This window comes from Roseibaca sp. Y0-43, from assembly GCF_020667835.1.
Classification (GTDB): Bacteria; Pseudomonadota; Alphaproteobacteria; order Rhodobacterales; family Rhodobacteraceae; genus Roseinatronobacter.
The window spans coordinates 385,410-409,048 of record NZ_JAFMPR010000001.1; the positions used below are offsets into that span (position 1 = coordinate 385,410).

Annotated in this window: 19 protein-coding genes; 14 read left to right on the forward strand and 5 right to left on the reverse strand. The window is 63.0% G+C overall.

Going from position 1 to position 23,639, the window contains the following annotated elements; all coding sequences use genetic code 11:
• Positions 1-83: 83 nt before the first annotated feature.
• Positions 84-326, reverse strand: coding sequence for a hypothetical protein (locus tag J1C52_RS01915; RefSeq protein ID WP_227426220.1), 243 nt, complete (start codon positions 324-326; stop codon positions 84-86).
• Positions 323-3,112: a glutamine-synthetase adenylyltransferase gene (locus J1C52_RS01920; RefSeq protein ID WP_227426221.1), complete on the reverse strand. Its 2,790-nt coding sequence runs from the start codon at positions 3,110-3,112 to the stop codon at positions 323-325. The genes J1C52_RS01915 and J1C52_RS01920 overlap by 4 nt, the downstream gene beginning before the upstream one ends.
• A 297-nt stretch (positions 3,113-3,409) precedes the next feature.
• On the opposite strand from J1C52_RS01920, the gene J1C52_RS01925 reads away from it, so the two are divergent.
• From J1C52_RS01925 to J1C52_RS01950, 6 genes are all read left to right on the forward strand, one after another.
• Positions 3,410-4,438: a TRAP transporter substrate-binding protein gene (locus J1C52_RS01925; RefSeq protein ID WP_227426222.1), complete on the forward strand. Its 1,029-nt coding sequence runs from the start codon at positions 3,410-3,412 to the stop codon at positions 4,436-4,438.
• A gap of 93 nt (positions 4,439-4,531) precedes the next feature.
• Positions 4,532-5,578, forward strand: a complete 1,047-nt coding sequence (locus J1C52_RS01930) for a TRAP transporter small permease subunit (protein WP_227426223.1) — start codon at positions 4,532-4,534, stop codon at positions 5,576-5,578.
• A gap of 17 nt (positions 5,579-5,595) precedes the next feature.
• A complete protein-coding gene (locus J1C52_RS01935) occupies positions 5,596-6,984 on the forward strand; it encodes a TRAP transporter large permease (RefSeq protein ID WP_227426224.1) in 1,389 nt (462 codons plus the stop codon).
• A 76-nt stretch (positions 6,985-7,060) separates the two neighbouring features.
• On the forward strand, positions 7,061-7,654 hold the full coding sequence (locus tag J1C52_RS01940) for a LysE family translocator (protein WP_227426225.1): 594 nt from the start codon (positions 7,061-7,063) through the stop codon (positions 7,652-7,654).
• Positions 7,655-7,720: 66 nt separating this feature from the next.
• The gene (gene hemB, locus J1C52_RS01945) at positions 7,721-8,716 is read left to right on the forward strand and encodes a porphobilinogen synthase (protein WP_227426226.1); all 996 of its coding nucleotides are present in this window, start codon (positions 7,721-7,723) and stop codon (positions 8,714-8,716) included.
• A 97-nt stretch (positions 8,717-8,813) separates the two neighbouring features.
• Positions 8,814-9,377 carry a YSC84-related protein gene (locus J1C52_RS01950; RefSeq protein ID WP_227426227.1) on the forward strand — a complete coding sequence of 188 codons (564 nt, stop codon included), beginning with the start codon at positions 8,814-8,816 and terminating at the stop codon, positions 9,375-9,377.
• 37 nt (positions 9,378-9,414) lie between these two features.
• Here J1C52_RS01950 and fabD read toward each other — a convergent pair whose 3' ends face one another.
• A complete protein-coding gene (fabD, locus tag J1C52_RS01955) occupies positions 9,415-10,344 on the reverse strand; it encodes an ACP S-malonyltransferase (RefSeq protein WP_227426228.1) in 930 nt (309 codons plus the stop codon).
• Positions 10,345-10,478: 134 nt separating this feature from the next.
• Between fabD and J1C52_RS01960 the strand changes: the two genes are divergently transcribed.
• The 4 genes from J1C52_RS01960 (at position 10,479) to J1C52_RS01975 (ending at position 13,628) form a co-directional block, all read left to right on the forward strand.
• Positions 10,479-11,798: an aspartate aminotransferase family protein gene (locus J1C52_RS01960; protein ID WP_227426229.1), complete on the forward strand. Its 1,320-nt coding sequence runs from the start codon at positions 10,479-10,481 to the stop codon at positions 11,796-11,798.
• Entirely contained in the window at positions 11,791-12,258 is a 468-nt protein-coding gene (locus tag J1C52_RS01965; RefSeq protein WP_227426230.1) for a YbaK/EbsC family protein, read from the forward strand. Before J1C52_RS01960 ends, J1C52_RS01965 begins: the two co-directional genes overlap by 8 nt.
• Positions 12,255-12,689: an RDD family protein gene (locus J1C52_RS01970; protein ID WP_227426231.1), complete on the forward strand. Its 435-nt coding sequence runs from the start codon at positions 12,255-12,257 to the stop codon at positions 12,687-12,689. The genes J1C52_RS01965 and J1C52_RS01970 overlap by 4 nt, the downstream gene beginning before the upstream one ends.
• Positions 12,690-12,770: 81 nt before the next feature.
• Positions 12,771-13,628: an arginyltransferase gene (locus J1C52_RS01975; protein ID WP_227426232.1), complete on the forward strand. Its 858-nt coding sequence runs from the start codon at positions 12,771-12,773 to the stop codon at positions 13,626-13,628.
• Here J1C52_RS01975 and J1C52_RS01980 read toward each other — a convergent pair.
• Positions 13,625-14,233 (reverse strand): CDP-alcohol phosphatidyltransferase family protein, encoded by a 609-nt coding sequence (locus J1C52_RS01980; RefSeq protein ID WP_227426233.1) that lies wholly within the window; start codon positions 14,231-14,233, stop codon positions 13,625-13,627. The genes J1C52_RS01975 and J1C52_RS01980 overlap by 4 nt on opposite strands.
• 160 nt (positions 14,234-14,393) lie before the next feature.
• Here J1C52_RS01980 and J1C52_RS01985 point away from each other — a divergent pair, with 160 nt between their 5' ends.
• Genes J1C52_RS01985 through J1C52_RS01995 form a run of 3 tightly spaced genes read left to right on the forward strand, consistent with a single transcriptional unit; the run spans position 14,394 to position 17,889 of the window.
• Entirely contained in the window at positions 14,394-15,605 is a 1,212-nt protein-coding gene (locus J1C52_RS01985; RefSeq protein ID WP_227426234.1) for an ABC transporter substrate-binding protein, read from the forward strand.
• Between the two features lie 32 nt (positions 15,606-15,637).
• The gene (locus J1C52_RS01990; protein ID WP_227426300.1) at positions 15,638-17,263 is read left to right on the forward strand and encodes an ABC transporter permease; all 1,626 of its coding nucleotides are present in this window, start codon (positions 15,638-15,640) and stop codon (positions 17,261-17,263) included.
• Positions 17,260-17,889, forward strand: a complete 630-nt coding sequence (locus tag J1C52_RS01995) for an ATP-binding cassette domain-containing protein (protein WP_227426235.1) — start codon at positions 17,260-17,262, stop codon at positions 17,887-17,889. The genes J1C52_RS01990 and J1C52_RS01995 overlap by 4 nt, the downstream gene beginning before the upstream one ends.
• On the opposite strand, the gene J1C52_RS02000 is transcribed toward J1C52_RS01995, so the two are convergent.
• Complete coding sequence (locus tag J1C52_RS02000; protein WP_227426236.1) at positions 17,890-20,034, reverse strand: ATP-binding protein; 2,145 nt, start codon at positions 20,032-20,034, stop codon at positions 17,890-17,892.
• Between the two features lie 257 nt (positions 20,035-20,291).
• Between J1C52_RS02000 and carB the strand changes: the two genes are divergently transcribed.
• Complete coding sequence (gene carB / locus J1C52_RS02005; RefSeq protein ID WP_227426237.1) at positions 20,292-23,636, forward strand: carbamoyl-phosphate synthase large subunit; 3,345 nt, start codon at positions 20,292-20,294, stop codon at positions 23,634-23,636.
• Positions 23,637-23,639 lie beyond the last annotated feature (3 nt).

Consider the following 23,639-nt stretch of genomic DNA (forward strand, 5'->3'; position numbering starts at 1 on the left):
CATTTGGAGGGCGTGATCCAGGGGCTTTGCCCCTCTGGGCCCTGCGGGCCCACTCACCCCAGGATATTTGGGCAAGGATGAAATCAGCCGCGTTTGCGGCGGCCAGAGCGGGTCGGCCTGCTGTTCAGCCCTTCGCGCAAAAGCGCCGTCATGGGGTGATCGGGCGCTTGTGCCTGATAGAGGGCCAATTGATCGGCGAGGGCCGCGCGCGCGTCTTGCCCATCGGGCAGGCTGAGTGCCCAGTCAATGAGGATGGAGCGGCATTCCGCATCCGTGATCCCCTCTATGCGGTAGCTTTCGCGGATCAGGCCTTTGGGGTCGGTCATTCTGTGGAATCCGGTTGCGAAAGAAGCTCGTCGAACAGGGCCGCGGCGGTCTGGACACGGCTATGCAGGGTCGCGGTCAGGTCATCGACGCTTTCGGCACCAGCCGCGCGCAAGATCAGCGCCTGTCCGGTTTCGCCGAGTTCCGCGAGATCGGTGATCGTGTCGGCCAGAAGCCGTCCGGTTGCCTGCATGGTCCAGCACAGGCGATAGGCGGACAGGAAGCCGTCTTGCGTGGCCTTGTCGATGATCCCCGCGCGGTGGCCTGCCTGGAATTGGGCCTCGACCCGGCGTGCATGGTGGCCTGCCGCGAGCGCGCAGAATTCCGCTGCCAGTTCGATATCCATAAGCCGTCCGGGGCCGGATTTGGCATCCCACAAGCCATGGGCGGGCTTTGCCTGCGCAAGCCGCGCGCGCATCTCGGCCACATCGGTGCGGATACGCGCGTCCTGCGCCTTGTCTGCCAGCACCTTGCGGCGGACGGTTTCGACCGCATCGGCCAGCTCTGCGCTGCCCGCGACATGGCGCGCGCGGGTCAGGGCCAGGTGTTCCCATGTCCAAGCTTCGGTCTGCTGATACGTCTCGAAGGCGGTCAGACTGGTTGCTACCGGCCCCTGACGTCCCGAGGGCCGCAGGCGCATATCGACTTCGTAGAGGCGACCTTCGGCAGTGGGGGCGCTGATTGCCGTCAGGAAGGCTTTGGTCAGGCGGGCGTAATAGCTGCGGGCATCCAGCGGGCGGCGGCCATCGGATTGGGCGTCCGGTTCCGCGTCATAGATGACGATCAGGTCCAGGTCGGACACGGCATTCAACCGCCCCGCCCCGAGCGAGCCCATGCCCAGAACCACCGCGCCCCGCCCGGCAACCTGCCCGTGTTTGCGCGCGAAATCCGCTTGCACGACGGGCCAGAGCGCGCTCAAGACGGCCTCTGCCAAGGAGGCATATTCTGCCCCCGCCTCGAACGGGTCGATCAGCCCGCGCAGGTGGTGCACGCCGATGCGAAAATGCCATTCGCGCGCCCAAATGCGCGCAGCATCGAGTTGGCGCTCATAATCGTCGAGTTCCGCCAGCCGCGCTGCCAGATCGGCGCGCAGCGCCGCAGTGCCGGGCCACGGCGCGAAGAAATCACCGCCGATGACGGCATCGAACACCGCCGCGTTGCGCGACAGATAGGCGGCAAGCCGCGGCGCGGTCGTGCAGATGTCGACGATCAGGTCGATGAGTTGGGGGTTCGCGTCGAACAGGGAAAAAACCTGCACACCGGCGGGCAGCCCGGCAAGGAACCGGTCGAATTGCACCAAGGCGTCTTCCGGGTCGGCGGCCTTGTAAAGCTGGGTCAGCAGCTTTGGCCGCATCCGCTTGAAGATCTGCTTGGCCCGGTCAGAACGCAGCGCCGGAAAGGCGGGCCAGCCCGCGACGATGTTCTGGGCGTGGTCTGACAGCTCCGGCTCGGCGCAGGCCGCAGCCTCGGGGGCGAAGAACCCTTCCGTCAGGCCAGAGACGTCTTGCAGGCGGGCCATCAGGCGCTTGCGAAAGGCGTCGGTGTCGCCCTCGCCGCAGAAGCGGGCGATGCGGTCCATTTCCTCGGGCCGGGTGGGCAGGATTTGCGTCTGGGCGTCTTGCACCATTTGCAGGCGGTGCTCGATCTCGCGGTGCTCGATATAATGCGCGGTCAGCTTTTCGGCCACGTCCTGCGGGATCCAGCCCTTGTCGGCCAAGGCGGCCAACCCTTCGACCGTTCGGGGGCTGCGCAGGTCGGGGTCGCGTCCGCCCGCGATCAATTGGCGGGTCTGGGTGAAGAACTCGATCTCGCGAATGCCGCCTTGGCCCAGTTTCAGGTTATGGCCGTCCAGCGACAGCGCGCCGCCAAGCCCCTTGTGGGACTTGATGCGCAAGCGCATGTCATGGGCGTCCTGGATTGCCGCGAAATCAAGATGCCTGCGCCAGACAAAGGGGCGCAACCCGTCCAGAAACCGCGCCCCCGCCTCTAGATCGCCGGCACAGGGGCGCGCCTTGATATAGGCGGCGCGTTCCCATGTGCGCCCAAGGCTTTCGTAATATCGTTCCGCCGCGTCCATGGACAGGCAGACGGGCGTGACCGACGGGTCGGGGCGCAGGCGCAGGTCGGTGCGAAAGACGTAGCCCTCTTCGGTGATGTCGGACAGAAGGCCGCACATCTTGCGCGCCACCCGGATAAAGGCGGCACGGGCCTCGTGATAGTCATCGGGGGCGAAAGCGTCCTGGTCGAACAGGCAAATCAGGTCGATGTCAGACGAGTAGTTCAGCTCTCGCGCGCCCATCTTGCCCATGGCCAGCACGACCATACCCGCGCCTGTAGCGGCGTCTTCCTCGGTCTTGCCGGGCAGTTTGCGGCGGCGGATTTCCTCGGCCACCAGCGCGGTCAGGGCGGCATGGGTTGCGCGGTCAGCCAGATCGGTCAGCGCGCCGGTCACCTGGTCCAGCGACCAGACACCACCAAGATCGGCCAGCGCCGCCATGAGGGCAACACGGCGCTTGGCACGGCGCAGCCGAGAGCCGAGATCGGGCAAGGCACATGCGGACAGCCCACGCAGTTCCGCGTCGCAGGCCCGGTCCGGCCCGTCGGAAAACGCGGTTTCCAGCCAGTCACGCTCGCGCAGCATGAGGGCTTTCAGGTAGGGGCTGCACCCGGCGGCACCAGCCAGCAAATCCGCAAGGTCGGCCGGTTGTTCTGCGAATGCGCGGCGCACCTCTTGGCCCGATTCGGGGTCATGAGGGATGGGGCAGCGGGTGATGGGACCGAATGACATGAGCAGACCATGGCGCGAGCCTCGGCGAAGGTCAATTCGCTCTGACGGGGTGTAAATCCGTTCAAACACACGCGACGCGGCGCTAACATCGCTGCGTCATGCCGTCGCAGCGATTTTTTCCTTGCTTAAATTGGTAAGTTCATTTTACCAAGACAGGGAGGGAGGCACGGCACGTTCTTTTTTTGCCCGTTTTGGCGCAAGAAAATTACCGATCAACAGACTCTCTGCTTGACCTCGTGCGCTGTCCGGGACTGGATAGCGATACAAAAAAAGCATCAACGGTGGAGGAGAACCGACATGAAGACCTTTTTGACCACGACCGCGCTGTGCGCTGGCTTGATCGCCGGGACCGCACAGGCACAAGAAACCTGGAATATGCAATCGACCTTCCCGGGTTCGTTGACTCAGCTCGGCACCATGGGCAAGCGCGTGGCCGAACAGATCACGCAGATCACCGATGGCGAGATCGAGGTGGTCTTCCAAGAGCCCGGCGCAATCGTACCGGCATTCGAGGCATTTGACGCAGTGGGCACCGGCGCGGTGGAAGCTGGTTGGTCAAACCCAGGTTACTGGGCAGGGCGTGTGCCTGCGCTACAGCTCTTGGCGGCTGTCCCCTTCGGTCCGCAAGCTGGTGAGTATCTGGCATGGATGAAGTTCGGTGGCGGTCAGGAATTCCTGACCGAGTTGTATGAACGTCACAACATCAAATCGCTGCCCTGCGCCGTGACCGCTCCCGAAGCGGCAGGCTGGTTCCGTGAGCCCATCAATACCCCAGAAGACCTGCAAGGCCTGACCATGCGCTTCTTCGGTCTGGGCGCGAAGGTCATGGAAAAGATGGGCGTGTCCACGCAGCTTCTGGCCGGTGGCGACATCTTCCCGGCTCTGGAACTGGGCACCATCGACGCGACCGAGTTCTCGATGCCCGCCGTGGATCTCAGCTCGGGCTTCTATCAGGTTGCAAGCCAGTATTATTTCCCGGGCTGGCACCAGCAGTCGACCTTCTATGACCTGCTGATCAATCTCGACCTGTGGGAGAGCCTTGACGAAAGCACGCAGTTCAAAATCGAAACCGTGTGTGACGCGAACCTTGCCTACGGTCTGGCAGAGGGTGAATACCTACAGTTCAGTGCTCTGCAAGAGTTGGTGGGGAACGGTGTCACTCTGAACACGCTTTCTGACGAGTTGCTGACCGCTCTCGAGGCTGCCTGGATGGAAGTGGTTGCGGAAGAATCGGCCGCAGACGCAGATTTTGCCCGTGTGTATGAAAGCTACGCGGCGTTCCGTGAAAACTACAAAATCTGGGGCGACCTGGGCTTCCTGAAGTAACACAAGGTCTGACTGGCCCATACAGGGCCAGTCATGCGCCGCGCATCCTGATCGGGTTGCGCGGCCTTTTTTCAGAATTCACGGAGACGTCCGATGGTCCTCAAGGAACTGAGCGGAACTGTGCTGGCAGTCGTTGCACTCGCTGCGGCATTCTGGCTAAGCGTCCTACCCGCAAGCTCCAACGAAATTTTGCCGACGCTCGCGGTCTTGATCGCCTCTCTGGTCGGCGCGGCGTTGTTGCAGGCCAATCCCGGCACATTTGCTGCTGCCAGCGTTCTTGGCTGGTTCGGGATCATGTTCGCCCAACCTTTCTCGCTGACCGACAGACAGTTCAACGGGTTGCGTCGACAGGCAAATCGCGGTGATGAGGAAGCCGCAGAGCTTCTGGCCTATTACGATGCGTTCTCACCCTATGCGTTCTATCTGATGCTTGGCCTGACAGCGCTGCTTCTGGCTATCCTGATCTTTGGAATGGCGCGGGGCCGGTTGCTTCTTCATCAGAACCTGCTTGCGGCGAGCGACGGACTTGCGACTTTCCTGAACCGCGTGGGTATTTCTGCTGCTGTCGTGCTGTTCAGCATCCTGATCTTTGCGATCATGTACGACGTGACACAGCGCCAGTATCTTGGGTTCGATCCGACATGGACAGAGACAGAATGGTACTCGCTGTTCAGTTCGACCCGCGTTCAGGAGTATGAGTGGCATTTACATGCGACTCTGTTTCTTTTGGTATTGGGCTATGCCTACATACAGGATGCACATGTCAGAATCGAACTTGTGCGCGATACGTTGAAGCCGCGCACCCGCGTCTGGATCGAACTTGCAGGATCTATCTTGTTCATGGTGCCATATTGCTACGTAGTTATGGAATACGGCATTGAGAACGCGCTTCGGTCTTGGGAAATTGGTGAGAGTTCTGCATCCACCACGGGTCTGCCGCATCGGTTCATCATAAAGGGTATGCTGCCTTTCGGTTTCGCGCTGATCGCGCTTGCCGGTATGTCGGTTGCGCTGAAATGCGTGGTCTACCTGTTCGGCCCGCCCAGCCTGCGCGCGCGCTCCAACTACTACGCGCATAGCCACCAGAACCCCGCCCCGGCAGAGGATGACGATACCTCGGCCGACGTGAAACACGCCTGAGCGGAGACCCGAAGAAAATGGAATTCCTCATCGAATACTTGCCGCTCGTGATGTTCGCGGTGCTGGCAATCCTCTTGTTCAGCGGATACCCGGTTGCCTTCATCCTTGGCGGCATCGCGCTTCTGTTTGCCGTGCTTGGCGATCTGGCGGGCACCTTCCGCCTGCAACAGCTGACGCTGATCCCCCTGCGCATCTACGGGGGGACAATGGAAAGTCTGGTCCTTGTGGCCATACCCATGTTCACCTTCATGGGCACCATGCTTGAGAAATCCGGCGCGGCGCGTGACCTGCTTTATGCGCTTCAAGTCATGCTGCGCCGCGTGCCGGGTGGTCTGGCGCTGTCGGTCACGCTGATGGGCACGATCATGGCCGCGACCACGGGCATCATCGGCGCGTCGGTCGTGATGATTACGCTGATGGCCCTGCCGGTGATGATGAAGGCGGGCTATTCCATGCCGCTGGCCACGGGGACGATCGCATCCTCGGGCACGCTGGGCATTCTGATCCCGCCCTCGATCATGCTGGTCATCATGTCCGACCTGTTGTCGGTGCCGGTGGGCACGGTGTTCATCGCGGCGCTTATGCCGGGGCTGCTGCTGGCCGCGCTGTATTTCGTCTATCTGCTGGTCATCTGCCGCTTCAAGCCGCAGCTTGCCCCGCCCATGGACGAAGATATGGGCCCGGCCACGCGCGGCGAATTCTGGGCGATGATCTTCCGTAGCTTTATCCCGCCGATCTTCCTGATCCTATGTGTGCTTGGCTCGATCTTCCTGGGCTTTGCCACGCCGACAGAGGCCGCGGGCGTCGGTGCCTTCGGGTCCATCCTGCTGGCCGCGTTCAACAAGCAGCTGAACTGGGAGAATTTCGTGGAGGTCTGCCGCCGCTCTGCGCTGACCGTGGCCATGTTGTTCGGCATCTTCGTTGGCGCAACGGCCTTTGCCTTCGTGTTCAAATCGATTGGTGGCGAGCACCTGATCATCGACATCATCAATGGCAGCAGCGCCGGACCCTGGTCCATCCTGATCGTGCTTCTGGCGATGGTGTTCTTCCTTGGCTTCTTCTTCGACTGGATCGAGATCACGCTGATCGTGCTGCCGATTTTCGCCCCCATCGTCGGTCTGCTGGATTTCGGCGGCCATGTGGGCGATTGGGAGGGCATCAGCCAGCCGATCATCATCTGGTTCCTGATCCTTGTGGCGGTCAACCTGCAAACCAGTTTCCTGACACCGCCCTTCGGCTTTGCGCTGTTCTACATGAAGGGCGTGGCCCCGCCCGAAGTGCGCATTCAGGACATCTACAAGGGGATCATTCCCTTCGTGATGTTGCAGATCTTCGGGCTGATGCTGTGTGTGGCCTTCCCGTCCATCGTGTTGTGGTTCCCAAGTTACATGCTTGGCGGGGGCTAGCACCCGGAAACTTCGCGAGTTAAACATTGCCCCCGGCGCAGCTTGCGCCGGGGTTTTCAATCGCAGGGAATGAACCGTGTTCTTCGACCCACTTCTTTACAGCTTCATGTTCCTTGGCCTGTTCTCTCCGGGGCCGAATGTCATCATGCTCACGGCCTCTGGCGCGCGTTTCGGGCTCAAGCGCAGCCTTCCGCATCTGTTCGGCGTGGTGCTGGGCGTGGGCGTGATCGGCGCGGTCACTGGCTTGGGCGTGGGTGCGCTGATCCTTGCCAACCCGGCGCTGGCGCTGGTGCTGAAATCACTCGCGGCAGGCTGGATCCTCTATATGGCGTGGAACTATTTCAACGCCACACGCCGCCCCGCCGCGCAGGCCAAGGACGACGGCAAACCCATGACACTGTGGCAGGCGGTGCTGTTTCAATGGATCAACCCCAAGGTCTGGGCGGTCGCCTTCGCAGCCTCGGCAGGCTATGGCGCGGGGTTGGGGCCGGTTCTGGAATCGGCGCGGCTGGCCACGGCCTTCAGCAGCGTGAACCTGTTCGTCTGCCTGTTCTGGACCAGCGCGGGCGCGCTTCTGACCACGCTTTTGTCTTCGCCCGCGCGCTGGAAAGTGTTCATGCGCATCATGGCGGCGCTTCTGGCGCTCTCTGCCCTGATGGTGTTTCGCTAACGCGCCGCTTTCCTTTCGGGCGGGCGCGTGGCACCAAAGCGCAAAGCCCCGTGATAGGTGACAGACATGCAAAGCCCCGCCCCCTTCCCCGCCGCCCGTATGCGCCGCCTGCGCCGCACCCGCGCCCTGCGCGAGATGGTGCAGGAAAACGGGCTGTCCGTGAGCGACCTGATCTGGCCGGTTTTCATCCGCGACGGCGCGGGCGTGGAAGAGCCTATCGCCTCGCTGCCCGGTGTCAGCCGCCTGTCGCTTGATCGTCTGCTGCCCGCCGCTGAACGTGCACTGGCCCTTGGTATCCCGGCGATCTGCCTCTTTCCCTATACCGCGCAAGAGCTGCGCACCGAAGATTGCGCCGAGGCGTGGAACCCGGAAAACCTGACCAACCGCGCTATCCGCATTTTGAAGGCGGAACTGCCAGAGCTGATGGTCATGACCGACATCGCGCTCGACCCCTATAACGCCAATGGCCATGACGGCTTCGTCGTGGACGGTCAGATCGTGAATGACGAAACCGTCGAAGCGCTGGTCAAGATGGGGCTGGCCCAGGCCGAAGCGGGGGCCGATATCCTCGGCCCGTCCGACATGATGGACGGACGCATCGGCGCGCTGCGCTGCGCCATGGAAGCCGCCGGGCACCGCGACGTGGCGATCCTGTCCTATGCCGCGAAATTCGCGAGCGGCTTTTACGGCCCCTTCCGCGATGCGGTGGGCGCGGGCGCGCGACTGGTGGGCGACAAGGCGACCTACCAGATCAACCCCGCCAACCGCGAAGAGGCCTTGGCCTGCGTAGCCCGCGATCTGGCCGAAGGGGCCGATATGGTCATGGTCAAACCCGGAATGCCCTATCTGGACATCTGCCGCGCCGTCAAGGACCGCTTCCAGCGCCCGACCTTCGCCTACCAGGTGTCGGGCGAATACGCGATGCTGATGGCAGCGGCACAAAACGGCTGGCTGGATGGCGACAAGGTCATGCTGGAAAGCCTGATGGCCTTCAAGCGCGCAGGCTGCGACGGGGTTCTGACCTATTTCGCCCCGCGCGTGGCCGAGGCTTTGCGCAAGTAACTGCCAAGGGCCGCCCCTTGCAGGTGACAAGGGGCGGCATTCGCGTTATCTTTTGGCAAAAGTCGCACAAAGCGATCACCATACCAGAGGCAGAGCAATGACACAGATGAACAGGCGGGCGTTCACGCTCGCGGGGTTAGCAGGCGTTTCGACGGCATTGGCGGCATGTGGCAACCCGGTCGGGGGCCAGGGGGCCGACCGGCTGGATGCACGGGTCGACGCGGCGCGCGACTACCTGCGCAACACGTATCCCAGCCTTGAAGAGCTGTTCCGCAACGCGCGCGGCATCCTCTACATCCCGGTCGTGACCGAAGCCGGACTGTTCGTGGGCGGTGCCTACGGGCGCGGGGCGCTGCGCATCAACGATGCGACGGTGGATTACTATTCGGCCACACGCGCCAGCGTCGGCCTGCAAATCGGCGCACAGCAATATGCCCATGCGCTGTTCTTCATGACCGAACAGGCCCTGTCGGATTTCCGCTATTCCGAAGGCTGGGCAGCCAGCGCGGATTTGCGCTATGCGACCCCCTCGCAGGGCGGCTCGCTCGGGGCAGAAACGACAACGCAATTCGCCCCCGTGATCGCGGTTGTGTTCGGCCAGTCGGGCATTCTGGCGGGCGCATCGCTCGCCGGCGTCAAATACGCCCGCATCATCCCTTAAGCGACACGCGCCCCGGACTTGATCCGGGGCCTCTTGGTCAGGCGCGCAGTGCCGCCACGTCCTCTGGCGTCGCAAAGTTGCGCGTGCCGGCCTCTTTGGCAATGCGCTTGACCATGCCCGACAGCGCCTTGCCCGCGCCGATTTCCCAGAACTCGGTCACGCCCTGCGCCGCCATCCACGCAATGGACTCGCGCCAGCGCACAGACCCAGTGACCTGCTCTATCAGCAGCTTGCGGATCGTGTCGGCGTCGCTCACGGCTTCGGCGCGGACATTGGCGACCACGGGCACAACCGGGGCATTCAGCGTGACATCGGCCAAGGCATTGGCCATCACATCGGCAGCGGGTTGCATCAACGCGCAATGAAACGGCGCAGAGACGGGCAGAAGCATCGCGCGCTTTGCGCCGCGGGCTTTCGCGATCTCTACCGCGCGCTCGACCGCCGCCTTGTGGCCCGACACCACCACCTGCGCGGGGTCATTGTCATTGGCGGCTTGGCAAACCTGGCCCTGCGCTGCCTCCTGCGCTACCTCGGTGACGGTCGCAAAATCCAGCCCCAACAGCGCCGCCATCGCGCCCTCGCCCACGGGTGTGGCCGCCTGCATCGCGCGGCCCCGGATGCGCAGCAGTTTCGCCGCGTCGGTCACGCTCAGCGCCTCTGCCGCCGCAAGCGCCGAATATTCCCCCAGCGAATGCCCTGCGACAAAGGCCGCGTCGGTGATCGCCACGCCTTCGGCCTGAAGCGCGCGCAGCGTGGCCAGCGACGTGGCCATCAGCGCGGGCTGGGCATTGGCGGTCAGGGTCAGCTCGGCGATATCGCCCTCCCAGATCAGCGCCGACAGGCTTTCGCCCAGCGCGTCATCCACCTCTTGGAATACGTCTTTCGCCGCCGGGTAAGTGTCGGCCAGCGCGCGGCCCATCCCGATGGTTTGTGCCCCTTGACCGGGAAATAGAAAAGCGCGGCTCATGTCAGTCTCCTACCCATGTTTTGCCAAAGGAAATGCCCCAAAGTGCTGCCCGGTTCAAGCGCCGGTCGGGCTTGCGCGGGCCGGCTATTATGGTAGCGTCTTGGCCAAGTCACCCCGCATATCAGGAGCCACCGATGCTGGACCGCCCCACCCCCAATGACCTGCGCGCCTTCTGGATGCCGTTTACCGCGAACCGCCAATTCAAATCGGCCCCGCGCATGTTGGTCGCCGCCGAGGGGATGCATTACACCACCTCTGACGGGCGGCAGATTCTGGACGGTACGGCGGGCCTGTGGTGCTGCAACGCGGGTCATGCCCGCCCGCTGATTACAGAAGCCATCCAGAAACAGGCGACAGAGTTGGATTATGCCCCCGCCTTCCAGATGGGCCACCCCAAGGCGTTCGAATTGGCCAACCGGCTGGTCGATCTGGCCCCAGATGGCATAGATCACGCCTTCTTCACCAATTCCGGGTCCGAAAGCGTGGAAACCGCGCTAAAGATTGCCATCGCCTACCACCGCGCGCGCGGCGACAGCAGCCGCACCCGCCTGATCGGGCGCGAGCGCGGCTATCACGGGGTGAACTTCGGCGGCATTTCAGTGGGCGGCATTGTTAACAACCGCCGCCATTTCGGTACCATGCTGGCCGGTGTCGACCACCTGCCCCACACGCATCTGCCGGAAAACCAATGGTCGCGCGGGATGCCGGAACATGGCGCGCATCTGGCGGATGATCTGGAGCGTATCGTCGCGCTGCACGGGGCCGACACGATCGCGGCCGTGATCGTCGAACCCGTGGCCGGGTCCACCGGCGTTCTGATCCCGCCCAAGGGCTATTTGCAGCGCCTGCGCGAGATCACGCGCAAGCATGGTATTCTGCTGATCTTCGACGAGGTCATCACCGGCTTCGGCCGCCTTGGCAGCGCCTTTGCCGCGCAGCATTTCGACGTGACGCCCGACATGATTACCTGTGCCAAGGGTCTGACCAACGGCGTGATCCCGATGGGGGCGGTGCTGACCTCTGCGGATATTCACGACGCGTTCATGCACGGGCCGGAGAACCTGATCGAGCTGTTCCACGGCTATACCTATTCGGGCAATCCCATTGCCTCTGCCGCAGGTCTGGCGACGCTGGAAACCTACAAGCAGGACGATCTGTTCGCCCGCGCCGATGCCATCGCCCCCTATTGGGAAGAGGCCGTGCATTCGCTGAAAGGTCATCGCCATGTCATCGACACCCGCAATCTGGGGCTGATCGGCGCGGTGGAACTGGAACCGATTGCGGGTGCGCCCACGAAGCGCGCGTTCAATGCGTTCCTGAAAGCCTATGACAAGGGCATCCTGATCCGCACCACGGGCGACATCATCGCCATGTCGCCACCGCTGATTATCGAGAAGTCACATATCGACCAGTTGATCGGCACCTTGGCAGAGGTTCTGGAAACCCTTGAGTAGATCGGTCGCCCGCGTGGCCCGCGCCTTGCAGGATGCGGGCCTTGCCAACACCATCTCTGAACCCGGAGAGGCGCGCACCGCCGAACTGGCGGCACAGGCATGCGGCTGCGAGTTGGACCAGATCGTGAAGTCGATCCTGTTTGCGGGACAATCCAGCGGCGCGCTTTACCTGTTCCTGACCGCAGGCGGCAATCGGATAGATGCAGCGAAAGCAAGCGCGCTTGCGGGCGAGGCGTTGGGCCGCGCCAATGCCGCTCAGGTGCGCGAAGTGACGGGCTTTGCCATCGGCGGGGTGGCCCCTATCGGCCATCTGACCGCGCCAAAAACATGGGCCGACCCCTGCCTTTTGGACTTTGAAACGGTCTTTGCGGCGGCGGGAACGCCGCGCCATGTCTTTTCAATCGCGCCACGCGTCCTTATCTCTGTTGCCAAAGTCACAGTCGCGGATTTTACCGAATGACCTTGCCAGACCCGGCGCTTCAGCCCGAATTCTACGCCGATGTGCCCTTCAAGCGGGTCGGTGCATGGACCATCGACCTGCTTGTCACCGTCGCGCTCACGCTGGTCGGGCTGGTGTTGACCCTGTTTCTCAGCGCGTTCCTGCTGCCGCTTCTGTTCGCCGCCGTCTCTGTGGCCTATCGCACGGTGATGCTGTCGCGCTACGGGGCCACCTTGGGCATGATGATGATGGCGCTGAAATGGCGCCACCTGAATGGGCGGGCACCCGATACCACCACGGCGTTGCTGTATAGCGGGGCACATGCGGTCATGTGGACGGTGTTTCCGCTTCAGATTGTTTCCGTTGCGTTGATATTGCTGTCACCTCAGCGGCAAGGGTTGCACGATTACCTGCTGTCGACGACGATGCTGCACAAGGTAGCGCCGGAATAAGCGCATCGCCTTGAATGCAGGCTTGGCAGATGCCGAAACGCTTGCTAGCCTCTGCTGGTTTTCTGTGACCAAGAGCACCTGATGCGTCATTCCCTGCCGACAGTTCCGCAGTTCTACGTGACCGCGCCACAACCCTGCCCCTACCTGCCGGGCCGGATGGAGCGCAAGCTGTTCACGGCGCTGCATGGCGAACATGCCGAAGCAATGAATGACAAGCTGTCGCAACAGGGCTTCCGGCGGTCTCAGAACGTGCTGTATCGGCCCTCTTGCGCCGATTGCGCGGCGTGCCTGTCGGCGCGCATCCGGGTGGAGGATTTCAAACCCTCGCGCTCGCAGCGCCGTATTTTGAAGCGCAACGCGCATTTGCAACGCGATGTGACCAGCGCATGGGCGACCGAAGACCAATATGCCCTGTTCCGCCGCTACCTGGACCATCGCCACACCCATGGCGGCATGGCGGATATGGACGTGTTTGAATATTCCGCCATGGTCGAAGAAACGCCGGTGCGCACCCGCGTGCTGGAATACCGCGATGCCGCGACCGGCCCCAACGGCCCGCTTGTCGCCGCCTGCCTAAGCGATGTGCTCGATGACGGGCTGAGCCTTGTGTATTCCTTTTTCGACCCCGCGCTGCGCGACCAGTCGCTGGGCAGCTTCATGATCCTTGACCAGATCGAGCTCGCGCGCCGGGTGGGCCTGCCCTATGTGTATCTGGGCTATTGGGTGCCCGGCAGTCCCAAGATGGACTACAAGGCACGCTTTTCAGCACTGGATGTCTACCATGACGGCGCATGGCGCGAGATGGACGATCCAGCAAAATTCTCTGGCACGACACATCCGCTTTCCGTTCAGCCCATTGCCGAGCAGGTGGCGAAACTGTCGCTGCCGTCTGAAATGGGCGGGCCGGTCGATATGGCAGCCCCGAAACCCAAGCGTTAGTCGCGAAAGACGCGCGCCGCCAAGGCAAGACGCGCGGCCATGGTCAGCGCGCAAAGTGCCGCGAACACATAGGCCAGCGGCGCGAACCATGCGGGCCATAGGCAGAGCGCGATGAAAAAGGCGATGGTTTCGGCGCCTTCCAGCAAGCCACCGGTGAAATAGAGCGACTTCACCCCGTGGCTGTCGCTGCGCATCTGCTTCTTCTCTGCCAGGATCGCATAGCCCAGAAACGACGCCCCGTTGATGTAGAAACTGGCCAAAAGCACTGCCCCCGCCACGCCATTGCTGGCCGGGTCATAAAGCACGAAGGCCAAGGGGATCGCGGCGTAAAAGACGAAATCGCTGGTAATATCCAGATAGCCGCCGAAATCCGTGACACCATGGGCGCGGGCCACGGCACCATCCAGACCATCGGCCACCCGCGACGCCAAGATAAGCGCAATCGCAAGGTAGAACTGCCCCAAGACTATGGCGCCCGCTCCGGCCAAGCCAAAGGCCAGCCCGATGAGCGTGACGGCATTCGCCGTCAACCCCGTGCGCGCAAGTTGCCCGCCGATCATGTTCAGCGGCGGGTCGATCAGGGGGCGCAGGTGGCGGTCGAACATGGAACCTCGGGAGGGATGGGCGCGGCGGTGTGTCTGGTCACTATACGCAACACGCGCACCGATTGTTTCACGTTAAGGTGTCGCAACCTGAAACTTGCCGTAACCTTTGACAGTTTCTTAGCGTAAAGGCACATAGAAGGAAAACAGGAAGGACCATTCCATGCGATTTTTGACCTGCCTTGCCGCGTCCGCGCTGGCATTTGCCATGCCCGCCACGGCCCAGACCCCGGACCCGGCAGATTGGCCCGCGGTGCTGGAACAGGCGCGCGGCCAGACGGTGTATTGGCACGCATGGGGGGGCGATCCGCGCATCAACGCCTTTATCGCGCAGGTGGGCGCAGAGCTGTCCGAGCGTCACGGGGTCACGCTGGAACATGTGCGTCTGGCCGATACCGCCGATGCCGTCACGCGGGTTGTGTCAGAGCGTGCGGCTGGGCGTGACACGGGTGGCGCGGTCGATGCGATCTGGATCAACGGCGCGAATTTCGCGTCCATGAAGGACCAAGGCCTGCTCTTCGGCCCCTTTGCCGAAAGCCTGCCCAATTGGCCCTTGGTCGACACCGATGCGAACCCCGCGATCCTGATCGACTTTACCCTGCCGGTCGAAGGCTATGGCAGCCCATGGGCCATGTTCCAGATGGTGTTCGAATATGACAGCGCCACGGTGCCAGAGCCGCCCCGCTCGCTAAACGCCCTGCGCGCATGGATAGCCGAGAATCCGGGCCGCTTCACTTATCCGCAGCCGCCCGATTTCCTTGGCACAAGCTTTCTGAAACAGGCGCTCTACGGGGTGCTGGATGACCCGTCGGTTCTGCTTCAGCCTTCCGAGACCGTCGATTACGACGCGGTCACAGCACCCCTTTGGGCGTTTCTGGACGAGATCACGCCCAACCTGTGGCGCTCCGGCCGCGCCTACCCGGCGAATGAGCCCGCGCTTGGCCAGCTTCTGGCAGATGGCGAGGTTGACATAGGCTTCAGCTTCAACCCCGGCCGCGCCTCTGCCGCCATTGCCGATGGCGAATTGCCCGACACGGTGCGCACCATGGTCTTCGACGAAGGCACGCTGGCCAATTCATCCTACCTGTCGATCCCCTATAATGCCACGAACCAAGCGGGTGCGCTGGTGCTGGCGAACCTGATCCTTGACCCGGAAATCCAGGCCTTGGCCCAAGACCCTGCCGTTCTGGGCTTTCAGACAGTGCTGGGCATGGACCGGCTTGCCCCAGAGGACCGCGCCCGCTTTGACGCGCTGGAGTTGGGCATCGCAACCCTTGCGCCCGACCAGATGGGCACCGGCCTGCTAGAGCCGCACCCAAGCTGGATGACCCGCGTCGCCGCCGACTGGACCGCGCGCTACGGCACAGCCCAGTGATCCGCGCCGCGCCGGGACTGGTGGTCGCGCTGATGGCGCTGCCGGTCGCGGCGGGGCTGGCGGGCGTGGTGCTGCCCGCCTTCGGCTATTTCCCGGCATTGGGGGGCACAGCTTTCGCGCTTGCCCCATGGCGCGCGCTGCTGGACTGGCCGGGGATTGGGGCATCGGTGCGGCTGTCACTGGTGACGGGTCTGGCTGCGACGATCCTGTCGCTGGCTATCACGCTGTTGATCGTGGCGGCATGGCAGGGCACCCGCAGCTTTCGGGTTGTCACAAGCCTGCTTGCGCCGCTTTTATCGCTGCCCCATGCAGCGGCGGCATTCGGGTTGGCCTTTCTGATCGCCCCCTCGGGCTGGTTTGCGCGTGCAATCTCGCCATGGGCCACGGGGTGGCAGCGACCGCCCGACCTGCTGATCGTGAATGACCCTTCGGGCCTTGCGCTGATCGCGGGGCTGGTGATGAAGGAAGTGCCCTTCCTGCTGCTGATGACCCTCGCCGCGCTTGGCCAAGCCGACAGCGCACGGCGCATGGCCGTGGCGCGCAGCCTTGGCTATGGCCGCGTCACCGGCTGGGTCAAGACCGTGCTGCCCGCCGTTTATACCCAAATCCGCCTGCCGGTTTTCGCGGTTCTGGCCTATTCCATGTCGGTGGTCGATGTGGCGCTTATCCTTGGGCCAACACGCCCGCCCACGCTGGCAGTGCAAGTGCTGGACTGGATGACCGCGCCCGACCTGAGCCTGCGTTTCATGGCCAGCGCCGGGGCACTTTTGCAATTGCTGCTGGTTCTGGCGGCCTTGGGCGCGTGGCTGCTGGCAGAACGCCTGATCGCGGCACGCGGGCGCATCTGGGCCGCGGGCGGCGGGCGCGGGCAGGCGCTGGACGCACCCTTGCGCATTGCAAGCGCCCTGCCCATGGCGCTGATCGGGCTGGGCGTGGGCGCGGGGCTGGCGGGGCTGGCGCTTTGGTCCGTCGCGGGCCTGTGGCGCTTTCCCGACCTTTTGCCGCAAAGCTTCGGCTGGCGCGTCTGGGCGGACCAGTCGGCGCAGCTTTGGCGGCTGGCGGGCACAAGCGCGGGGCTGGCAGCCGCCTCTGCCCTGATCGCGTTGGGGCTGACCATTGGCTATTTGCAGGCCGGGGCATCGCGGCTTCTAGGCATCATCTACCTGCCGCTTCTGGTGCCGCAGATCGCATTCCTGCCGGGGCTGTCGGCCTTTGCGCTTTGGCTTGGGCTGGACGGGTCTTGGGGCGCGGTGCTGGCGGTGCATCTGGTCTTCGTGCTGCCTTATGTGGCGCTGTCATTGTCGGACCCGTGGCGCGCATGGGACGCGCGTGCGGGGCTGACGGCGGCATCCCTTGGCGCAGGACCATGGCGGGTGTTGCTGACGGTGCGCCTGCCCATGCTGTTGCGGGCGCTTTTCATTGCGTTTGCCGTGGGCTTTGCGACCTCCATCGCGCAATACCTGCCCACGCTCTTGATCGGCGCGGGCCGTGTCGGCACCGTCACGACAGAGGCGGTGGCGCTCGCCGCCTCTGGCAACCGGCGGCTGATCGGGGTCTGGGCGGTGGTGCAAATGGCGCTGCCGATGCTGGTTTTCGCGCTGGCCTTGGCCGCGCCAGCCCTTGTCGCGCGGCGCAGGTCGGGGTTGAAAGTGACATGAGCCTACGGCTGGACGACCTGCGCATCCTGCGCGACGGCGCCCCCATGGTCTCGCTGGACCTGACCGTCGCGGCAGGCGAGGTGCTGACCATCATGGGGCCGTCCGGGTGCGGGAAATCGACCCTACTGGCCGCCATCGTGGGCGCTTTGCCGCCCGCCTTCACGCTCAGCGGGCGAATATGGCTGGATGGGCGGGACGTGACGCATCTGCCCACCCATCGCCGCCAGATGGGGCTGTTGTTTCAGGATGACATCCTGTTTCCGCACCTTTCGGTCGCGGGCAATCTGGGCTTCGGGCTGTCGCGCGACACGCCTGACCGCGCCGCCCGGATAGAGGACGCGCTAGGCAAGGCCGGGCTAGGCGGCATGGGCACGCGTGACCCGGCCACGCTGTCGGGCGGGCAGCGCGCCCGCGTGGCGCTGATGCGGACGCTTCTCAGCGCACCGAGGGCACTTTTGCTGGACGAACCCTTCTCGAAGCTGGATGCGGCGCTGCGCGACCAGATGCGGGCCTTCACCTTTGAACAGGCCAAAGGATTGCCGACGATCCTTGTCACCCATGACCAAGACGATGCAAAAGCCGCGCAAGGGCCGATTCTGACCGTAACAGGCGCGCCAGCCGCCTGATCAATCCGCCACGGCGAAGAACTGAAGCAGGGTGTCGTGCAGGCGTTCCAGTTTCAGCGGCTTGGTCAGGCACGCATCGAACCCGGCTTTCAGATAGCTGTCGACCTGGTCTGACATAGCATTCGCCGTAAAGGCGAAGGCCGGTATCTTCGTCCGGCCCGCGCGCATTTTTTCGCAGCGGATGGTGTTCAGCAACGTGACACCGTCCATCCCCGGCATGGAAATGTCGAGGATCATCAGGTCAAAGCGTTCTTTCCGGCTTTTCTCCAGAGCGTCCAGCCCGTCATTCGCCAAAGTGACACGCGCGCCAAGCTGGCCCAGCATGATGCTGAGGATCATCTGGTTGGTGCGATTGTCATCCGCGGCAAGGATCGACAATTCGGGCAATTTGCGCGCCGCGCTCGACATGGGCTTGGGGGCGGCTGCATGTGGGGCATCGTCGGGAGCCACGGGGATCGGCAGTCGCACGGTAATGCTTGTGCCGACATCCGGCGCGCTTTTGGTGTCGATCTGACCGCCCATCAAGTCGACAAGGTTGCGCACGATCGACATGCCAAGGCCAGTGCCCCCGAAACGGCGCGAGATGCTGCTGTCGGCCTGAACGAAGGGTTCGAACAGGCGGGCATGTTGCGCCTCTGTCATACCGATGCCGCTGTCTTCGACGGTCAGGATAACGCTGTCTTTGTCTGGCGCTGAAATCGAGACGCTGACAAAGCCCTTTTCGGTGAACTTGATCGCGTTCGAGATCAGGTTGTGCAGGATTTGCATCAGGCGCTGCGGATCGCCAAGCCGGTCCTTGGCCAGCACGTCTTTTATCGTCACGGCGAAAGACAACTGCTTTTCCGAGGCGCGCAGCGTGTGCACTTCTTCGGTGCGGCGCGCGAGTTTGCTCAGCGAAAAGGCGGTGGATTCCAGCTCCAGCGCGTCGGCCTCTATCTTGGACATGTCCAGAAGATCGTTGATGATGCCCATCAACAGCCCGCCGCTGTCGCGCAGAACATCCAACATGCGCACCTGGGCGGGGTCTTCGATCATCTCTTCCAGAATGTCAGAGATCCCCAGAATACCGTTCAGCGGCGTGCGGATTTCATGGCTCATCTTCGCGAGGAAATTCGACTTCGCGATATTCGCGCGATGCGCTTCTTGCAGCGCGGTTTCGCGGGCTTGCTCGGCCAGAACAAGGTCGGTTACATCGGTGACGGAATAGACGACCGATGCCGCATCAATCCCGTCGCGCGCAATCGGTGCTGCGTTGATGGACGCGTAGCGCACCCCGTCGGGGCAATGCAGCGCGATGCGGTGGTTCTCGACCAGTTGGCCTGTGCGTTTGACGATCGCGAACGGCTCATCCCGGTCGCGAACGCGCTTGCCATTGATATCGGTGATCCGCCAGTTCGGGGAATTGTAGGCCTGCCCCATCATCTCTTCTATCGTCACGCCCAGAACGCGCTCTGCCTCGTCATTGGCGTAGACGATGGTGCCGGTTTCCGACAAAACGACGAACCCCGCCGCGTTGGTGCTGACAATGCCTTTCAGAAAGGCGCGTTCCTTCGCCAGCTCCTCTTGCGCGCGGCGCATTTCGATCATTGTCTTGCGCCGCATCAGAACAGACCGGACCACATCGGCGAAAGAACGCAACAGGTATATCTCACCCGGCAGGAACTGGCCGGTATTGCTGACACTGTCGAAACCCACGAACCCCACGAGCTTGTCCTCGTCGATCATGGGCACGACCAGAAGCGAGCGGATGCCCTGCTGTTCCAGAAACGTGCGTTCTTCCGATTCGGCAGGCAGTTGCGCGATGTCGGGCAGATGAAACGCGACACCCTTCTGGATCGGGGCCAGGAACCAGCCGAACGCGTCAACCGGCAGGTCTTGCAACTGGTCGATCATCGGTTCAGTGGCATCACTGCACCATTCATGCGTGTTGCTGCCCGTCTCTCCTTCGATGACAAAGACATAGACCCGGTCACGCCCGGTGAACGCGCCCAGCTGCGCCAGCCCGTCCTGAACCGCTTTATCCACCTCTTCGATCGGGGCGGACAGCATCCGGTTTATCAACATGACGACAAGCGCCTGAATCTCTGTCAGGCGTTGCTCGTTGCCACCCGCAAGAACCGTGGCTTCTTGTTTCTCGTCAGCCAAAGACAAACCTCGCCATCGGCGCCGGTGAAAATCGGCCTGTTCCATCATAAAAGGACTTTCCAGAAATGTCTTGGCTTAACGCACGCAGCCGAGAGTAGTGGACACATTCTTAATATTCAATTTATGCGCGCAACTGGCAAGTCAAGGAACACGGCCGCGCGAATGGGGTTGCACTGGCACGGCCTTTGCCTATAACCCGCCTCAATTTGCGCGGGCCCGGCCGGGGGCCTGCGCCTGCGCGTGCAAGGGGGCCAGCCATGCCGAAAAGAACCGACATCCAGTCCATCATGATTATCGGGGCCGGGCCCATCGTGATCGGGCAGGCCTGCGAGTTCGACTATTCCGGCGCTCAGGCCTGCAAGGCACTGCGCGAGGAAGGCTATCGGGTCATTCTGGTCAATTCGAACCCTGCGACGATCATGACCGATCCGGGGCTGGCAGATGCCACCTATATCGAACCCATCACCCCCGAGATCGTGGCCAAGATCATCGAGAAGGAACGCCCCGATGCGCTGCTGCCCACCATGGGCGGGCAGACGGGGCTGAACACCTCGCTTGCGCTGGCCGATATGGGCGTGTTGGAAAAATTCGGGGTCGAGCTGATCGGCGCGAACCGCGCGGCCATTGAAATGGCCGAGGACCGCAAGCTGTTCCGCGAGGCGATGGACCGCATCGGGCTGGAAAACCCCCGCGCCACCATCGTGGCGGCGCCGAAGCTGGCAAATGGCAAATACGACATCAATGCCGGTGTGGCCGAAGCGATGGCCGCGCTGGAAGAGATCGGTCTGCCCACGATCATCCGTCCCGCCTTTACGCTTGGCGGCACGGGCGGCGGTGTGGCCTATAACCGCGACGATTATGAACGCATCTGCCGCTCTGGGCTGGATGCGTCACCCGTGGCGCAGATTCTGGTCGATGAATCGCTGCTGGGTTGGAAAGAGTATGAAATGGAAGTCGTGCGCGACCGCGCCGACAACGCCATCATCGTCTGCTCTATCGAGAACGTGGACCCGATGGGCGTTCATACGGGCGATTCGATCACGGTCGCCCCGGCGCTGACGCTGACTGACAAGGAATACCAGATCATGCGTAACGGCAGCATTGCCGTGCTGCGTGAAATCGGGGTCGAAACTGGCGGGTCCAACGTGCAATGGGCGATCAACCCAGCCGATGGCCGCATGGTCGTGATCGAGATGAACCCGCGCGTGTCGCGCTCGTCGGCGCTGGCGTCCAAGGCCACCGGCTTTCCGATTGCCAAGATCGCGGCGAAACTGGCCGTGGGCTACACGCTGGACGAGCTGGACAATGACATCACCAAGGTCACGCCCGCCAGCTTCGAGCCGACCATCGACTATGTTGTGACAAAGATCCCGCGTTTCGCATTCGAGAAATTCCCCGGATCGAAACCCGAGCTGACCACCGCCATGAAATCGGTGGGCGAGGCGATGGCGATTGGACGGACCTTCCACGAATCCATGCAAAAGGCGCTGGCCAGCATGGAAACGGGCCTGAGCGGGTTTGACGAGATCGCCATTCCCGGCGCGCCCGACCGTGCCGCGATCATCAAGGCCATCAGCGCCCAGACCCCTGACCGTTTGCGCCTGATCGCGCAGGCCATGCGCGAAGGGCTGAGCAATGACGACATTCAGGCCGCCACGTCCTTCGACCCATGGTTCTTGGCCCGCATTCGAGAGATCATCGACGCAGAGGCCGTCATCCGCAAGAACGGCCTGCCCGTGACCGCCGAAGGGCTGCGCGAGGTCAAGATGCTGGGCTTTACCGACGCACGCCTTGCCACGCTGACGGGCCGCGACGAGGATCAGGTCCGCCGCGCCCGCCGCAATCTGGGTGTGAATGCCGTGTTCAAACGGATCGACACCTGCGCGGCAGAGTTCGAGGCGCAAACCCCCTACATGTATTCGACCTATGAGACCCCGGTCATGGGCGACGCCGAATGCGAAGCGCGCCCGTCCGACCGCAAGAAGGTCGTGATCCTGGGCGGCGGCCCGAACCGGATCGGCCAAGGGATCGAGTTCGACTATTGCTGCTGCCATGCCTGCTTCGCGCTGACCGATGTCGGCTACGAAACGATCATGATTAACTGCAACCCGGAAACCGTCTCGACCGATTACGACACTTCGGACCGTCTGTATTTCGAACCGCTGACGCTGGAGCATGTGCTGGAAATCCTGCGGGTGGAGCAGGAAAACGGCACGCTGCACGGGGTGATCGTGCAGTTTGGCGGGCAAACACCGCTCAAGCTGGCCAATGCGCTGGAAGCAGAGGGCATCCCGATCCTTGGCACCTCGCCCGATGCGATTGACCTTGCCGAGGACCGCGAGCGGTTCCAGGCGCTTCTGAACAAGCTGGGCCTACGTCAACCGGTGAACGGCATTGCCTCCAGCCCCGAACAGGCGTTCGAGATCGCGCAAAAGGTCGGCTATCCGCTGGTGATCCGCCCGTCTTATGTGCTGGGTGGCCGCGCCATGGAGATCGTGCGCGATGACGCGCATCTGGAACGCTATATCCGTGACGCTGTGCAGGTCTCGGGCAAGAACCCGGTGCTGCTGGACAGCTACCTTGTCGGCGCGACAGAGGTGGATGTGGACGCGCTCTGCGACGGAACGAACGTGCATGTCGCGGGCATCATGCAGCATATCGAGGAAGCGGGCGTCCATTCGGGCGACAGCGCGTGCTCGCTGCCCCCCTATTCGCTAAGCCCCGAGACCATCACGGAACTGCGTGCACAGACCGAAGCCATGGCGCGCGGGCTGAACGTGGTCGGGCTGATGAACGTGCAATTCGCCATAAAGGATGGCGAGATTTACGTGTTGGAAGTGAACCCGCGTGCCTCGCGCACCGTTCCTTTCGTGGCCAAGGCCACCGATAGCGCGATTGCGTCCATCGCCGCGCGGCTGATGGCGGGCGAGCCTTTGTCGAACTTCCCGCTGCGCGCACCGATTACGTCCGATGTGGCCCCGAACGAACCCATGCCCATGGGCGATCCGATGACGCTGGCGGACCCGCAAACGCCATGGTTCTCTGTCAAGGAAGCGGTGCTGCCCTTCGCGCGCTTCCCCGGTGTCGATACGCTTCTGGGGCCGGAAATGCGCTCTACCGGCGAGGTGATGGGCTGGGCACGCCGCTTCGACCGCGCCTTCTACAAGGCACAGCTTGGTGCGGGCGTGGACCTTCCGTCCGAGGGCCGCGTGTTCCTGTCTATCAAGGATTACGACAAGGGCCCGATGATGACCGAAGCCGCGAAACTGCTGGTCGAGATGGGCTTTACCATTGTCGCCACCCGCGGCACCGCCGAATGGCTGGGCACCCAAGGCGTGGCCTGCGAAGTGGTCAACAAGGTCTATGAGGGCCGTCCGAATATCGTCGACCTGCTGAAGAGCGGCGAGATCGCGATGGTGCTGAACACCACCGAAGGCGCACAGGCGATCGAGGACAGCCGCGAAATTCGTGCGGTCGCGCTCTATGACAAGATCCCCTATTACACCACCGCAGCGGGCAGCCATGCAGCGGTGCAGGCCATCCGCGCCATGCGCGAGGGCAATATCGGGGTGCGCGCGTTGCAACACGCGGCGGCGGAGTGATCC

Bases quoted from the DNA above. Each gene is read 5' to 3' on its own strand.
- J1C52_RS01920 (WP_227426221.1), bottom strand. From the start codon at position 3,112: ATGTCATTCGGTCCCATCACCCGCTGCCCCATCCCTCATGACCCCGAA.
- J1C52_RS01990 (WP_227426300.1), top strand. From the start codon at position 15,638: ATGGCGCTGCCGGTCGCGGCGGGGCTGGCGGGCGTGGTGCTGCCCGCC.
- carB (WP_227426237.1), top strand. From the start codon at position 20,292: ATGCCGAAAAGAACCGACATCCAGTCCATCATGATTATCGGGGCCGGG.
- J1C52_RS01995 (WP_227426235.1), top strand. From the start codon at position 17,260: ATGAGCCTACGGCTGGACGACCTGCGCATCCTGCGCGACGGCGCCCCC.
- J1C52_RS01975 (WP_227426232.1), top strand. From the start codon at position 12,771: ATGCGTCATTCCCTGCCGACAGTTCCGCAGTTCTACGTGACCGCGCCA.
- J1C52_RS01970 (WP_227426231.1), top strand. From the start codon at position 12,255: ATGACCTTGCCAGACCCGGCGCTTCAGCCCGAATTCTACGCCGATGTG.
- hemB (WP_227426226.1), top strand. From the start codon at position 7,721: ATGCAAAGCCCCGCCCCCTTCCCCGCCGCCCGTATGCGCCGCCTGCGC.
- J1C52_RS01925 (WP_227426222.1), top strand. From the start codon at position 3,410: ATGAAGACCTTTTTGACCACGACCGCGCTGTGCGCTGGCTTGATCGCC.
- J1C52_RS01935 (WP_227426224.1), top strand. From the start codon at position 5,596: ATGGAATTCCTCATCGAATACTTGCCGCTCGTGATGTTCGCGGTGCTG.
- J1C52_RS01960 (WP_227426229.1), top strand. From the start codon at position 10,479: ATGCTGGACCGCCCCACCCCCAATGACCTGCGCGCCTTCTGGATGCCG.
- J1C52_RS01915 (WP_227426220.1), bottom strand. From the start codon at position 326: ATGACCGACCCCAAAGGCCTGATCCGCGAAAGCTACCGCATAGAGGGG.
- J1C52_RS01950 (WP_227426227.1), top strand. From the start codon at position 8,814: ATGACACAGATGAACAGGCGGGCGTTCACGCTCGCGGGGTTAGCAGGC.
- J1C52_RS01985 (WP_227426234.1), top strand. From the start codon at position 14,394: ATGCGATTTTTGACCTGCCTTGCCGCGTCCGCGCTGGCATTTGCCATG.
- J1C52_RS01980 (WP_227426233.1), bottom strand. From the start codon at position 14,233: ATGTTCGACCGCCACCTGCGCCCCCTGATCGACCCGCCGCTGAACATG.
- J1C52_RS01930 (WP_227426223.1), top strand. From the start codon at position 4,532: ATGGTCCTCAAGGAACTGAGCGGAACTGTGCTGGCAGTCGTTGCACTC.
- fabD (WP_227426228.1), bottom strand. From the start codon at position 10,344: ATGAGCCGCGCTTTTCTATTTCCCGGTCAAGGGGCACAAACCATCGGG.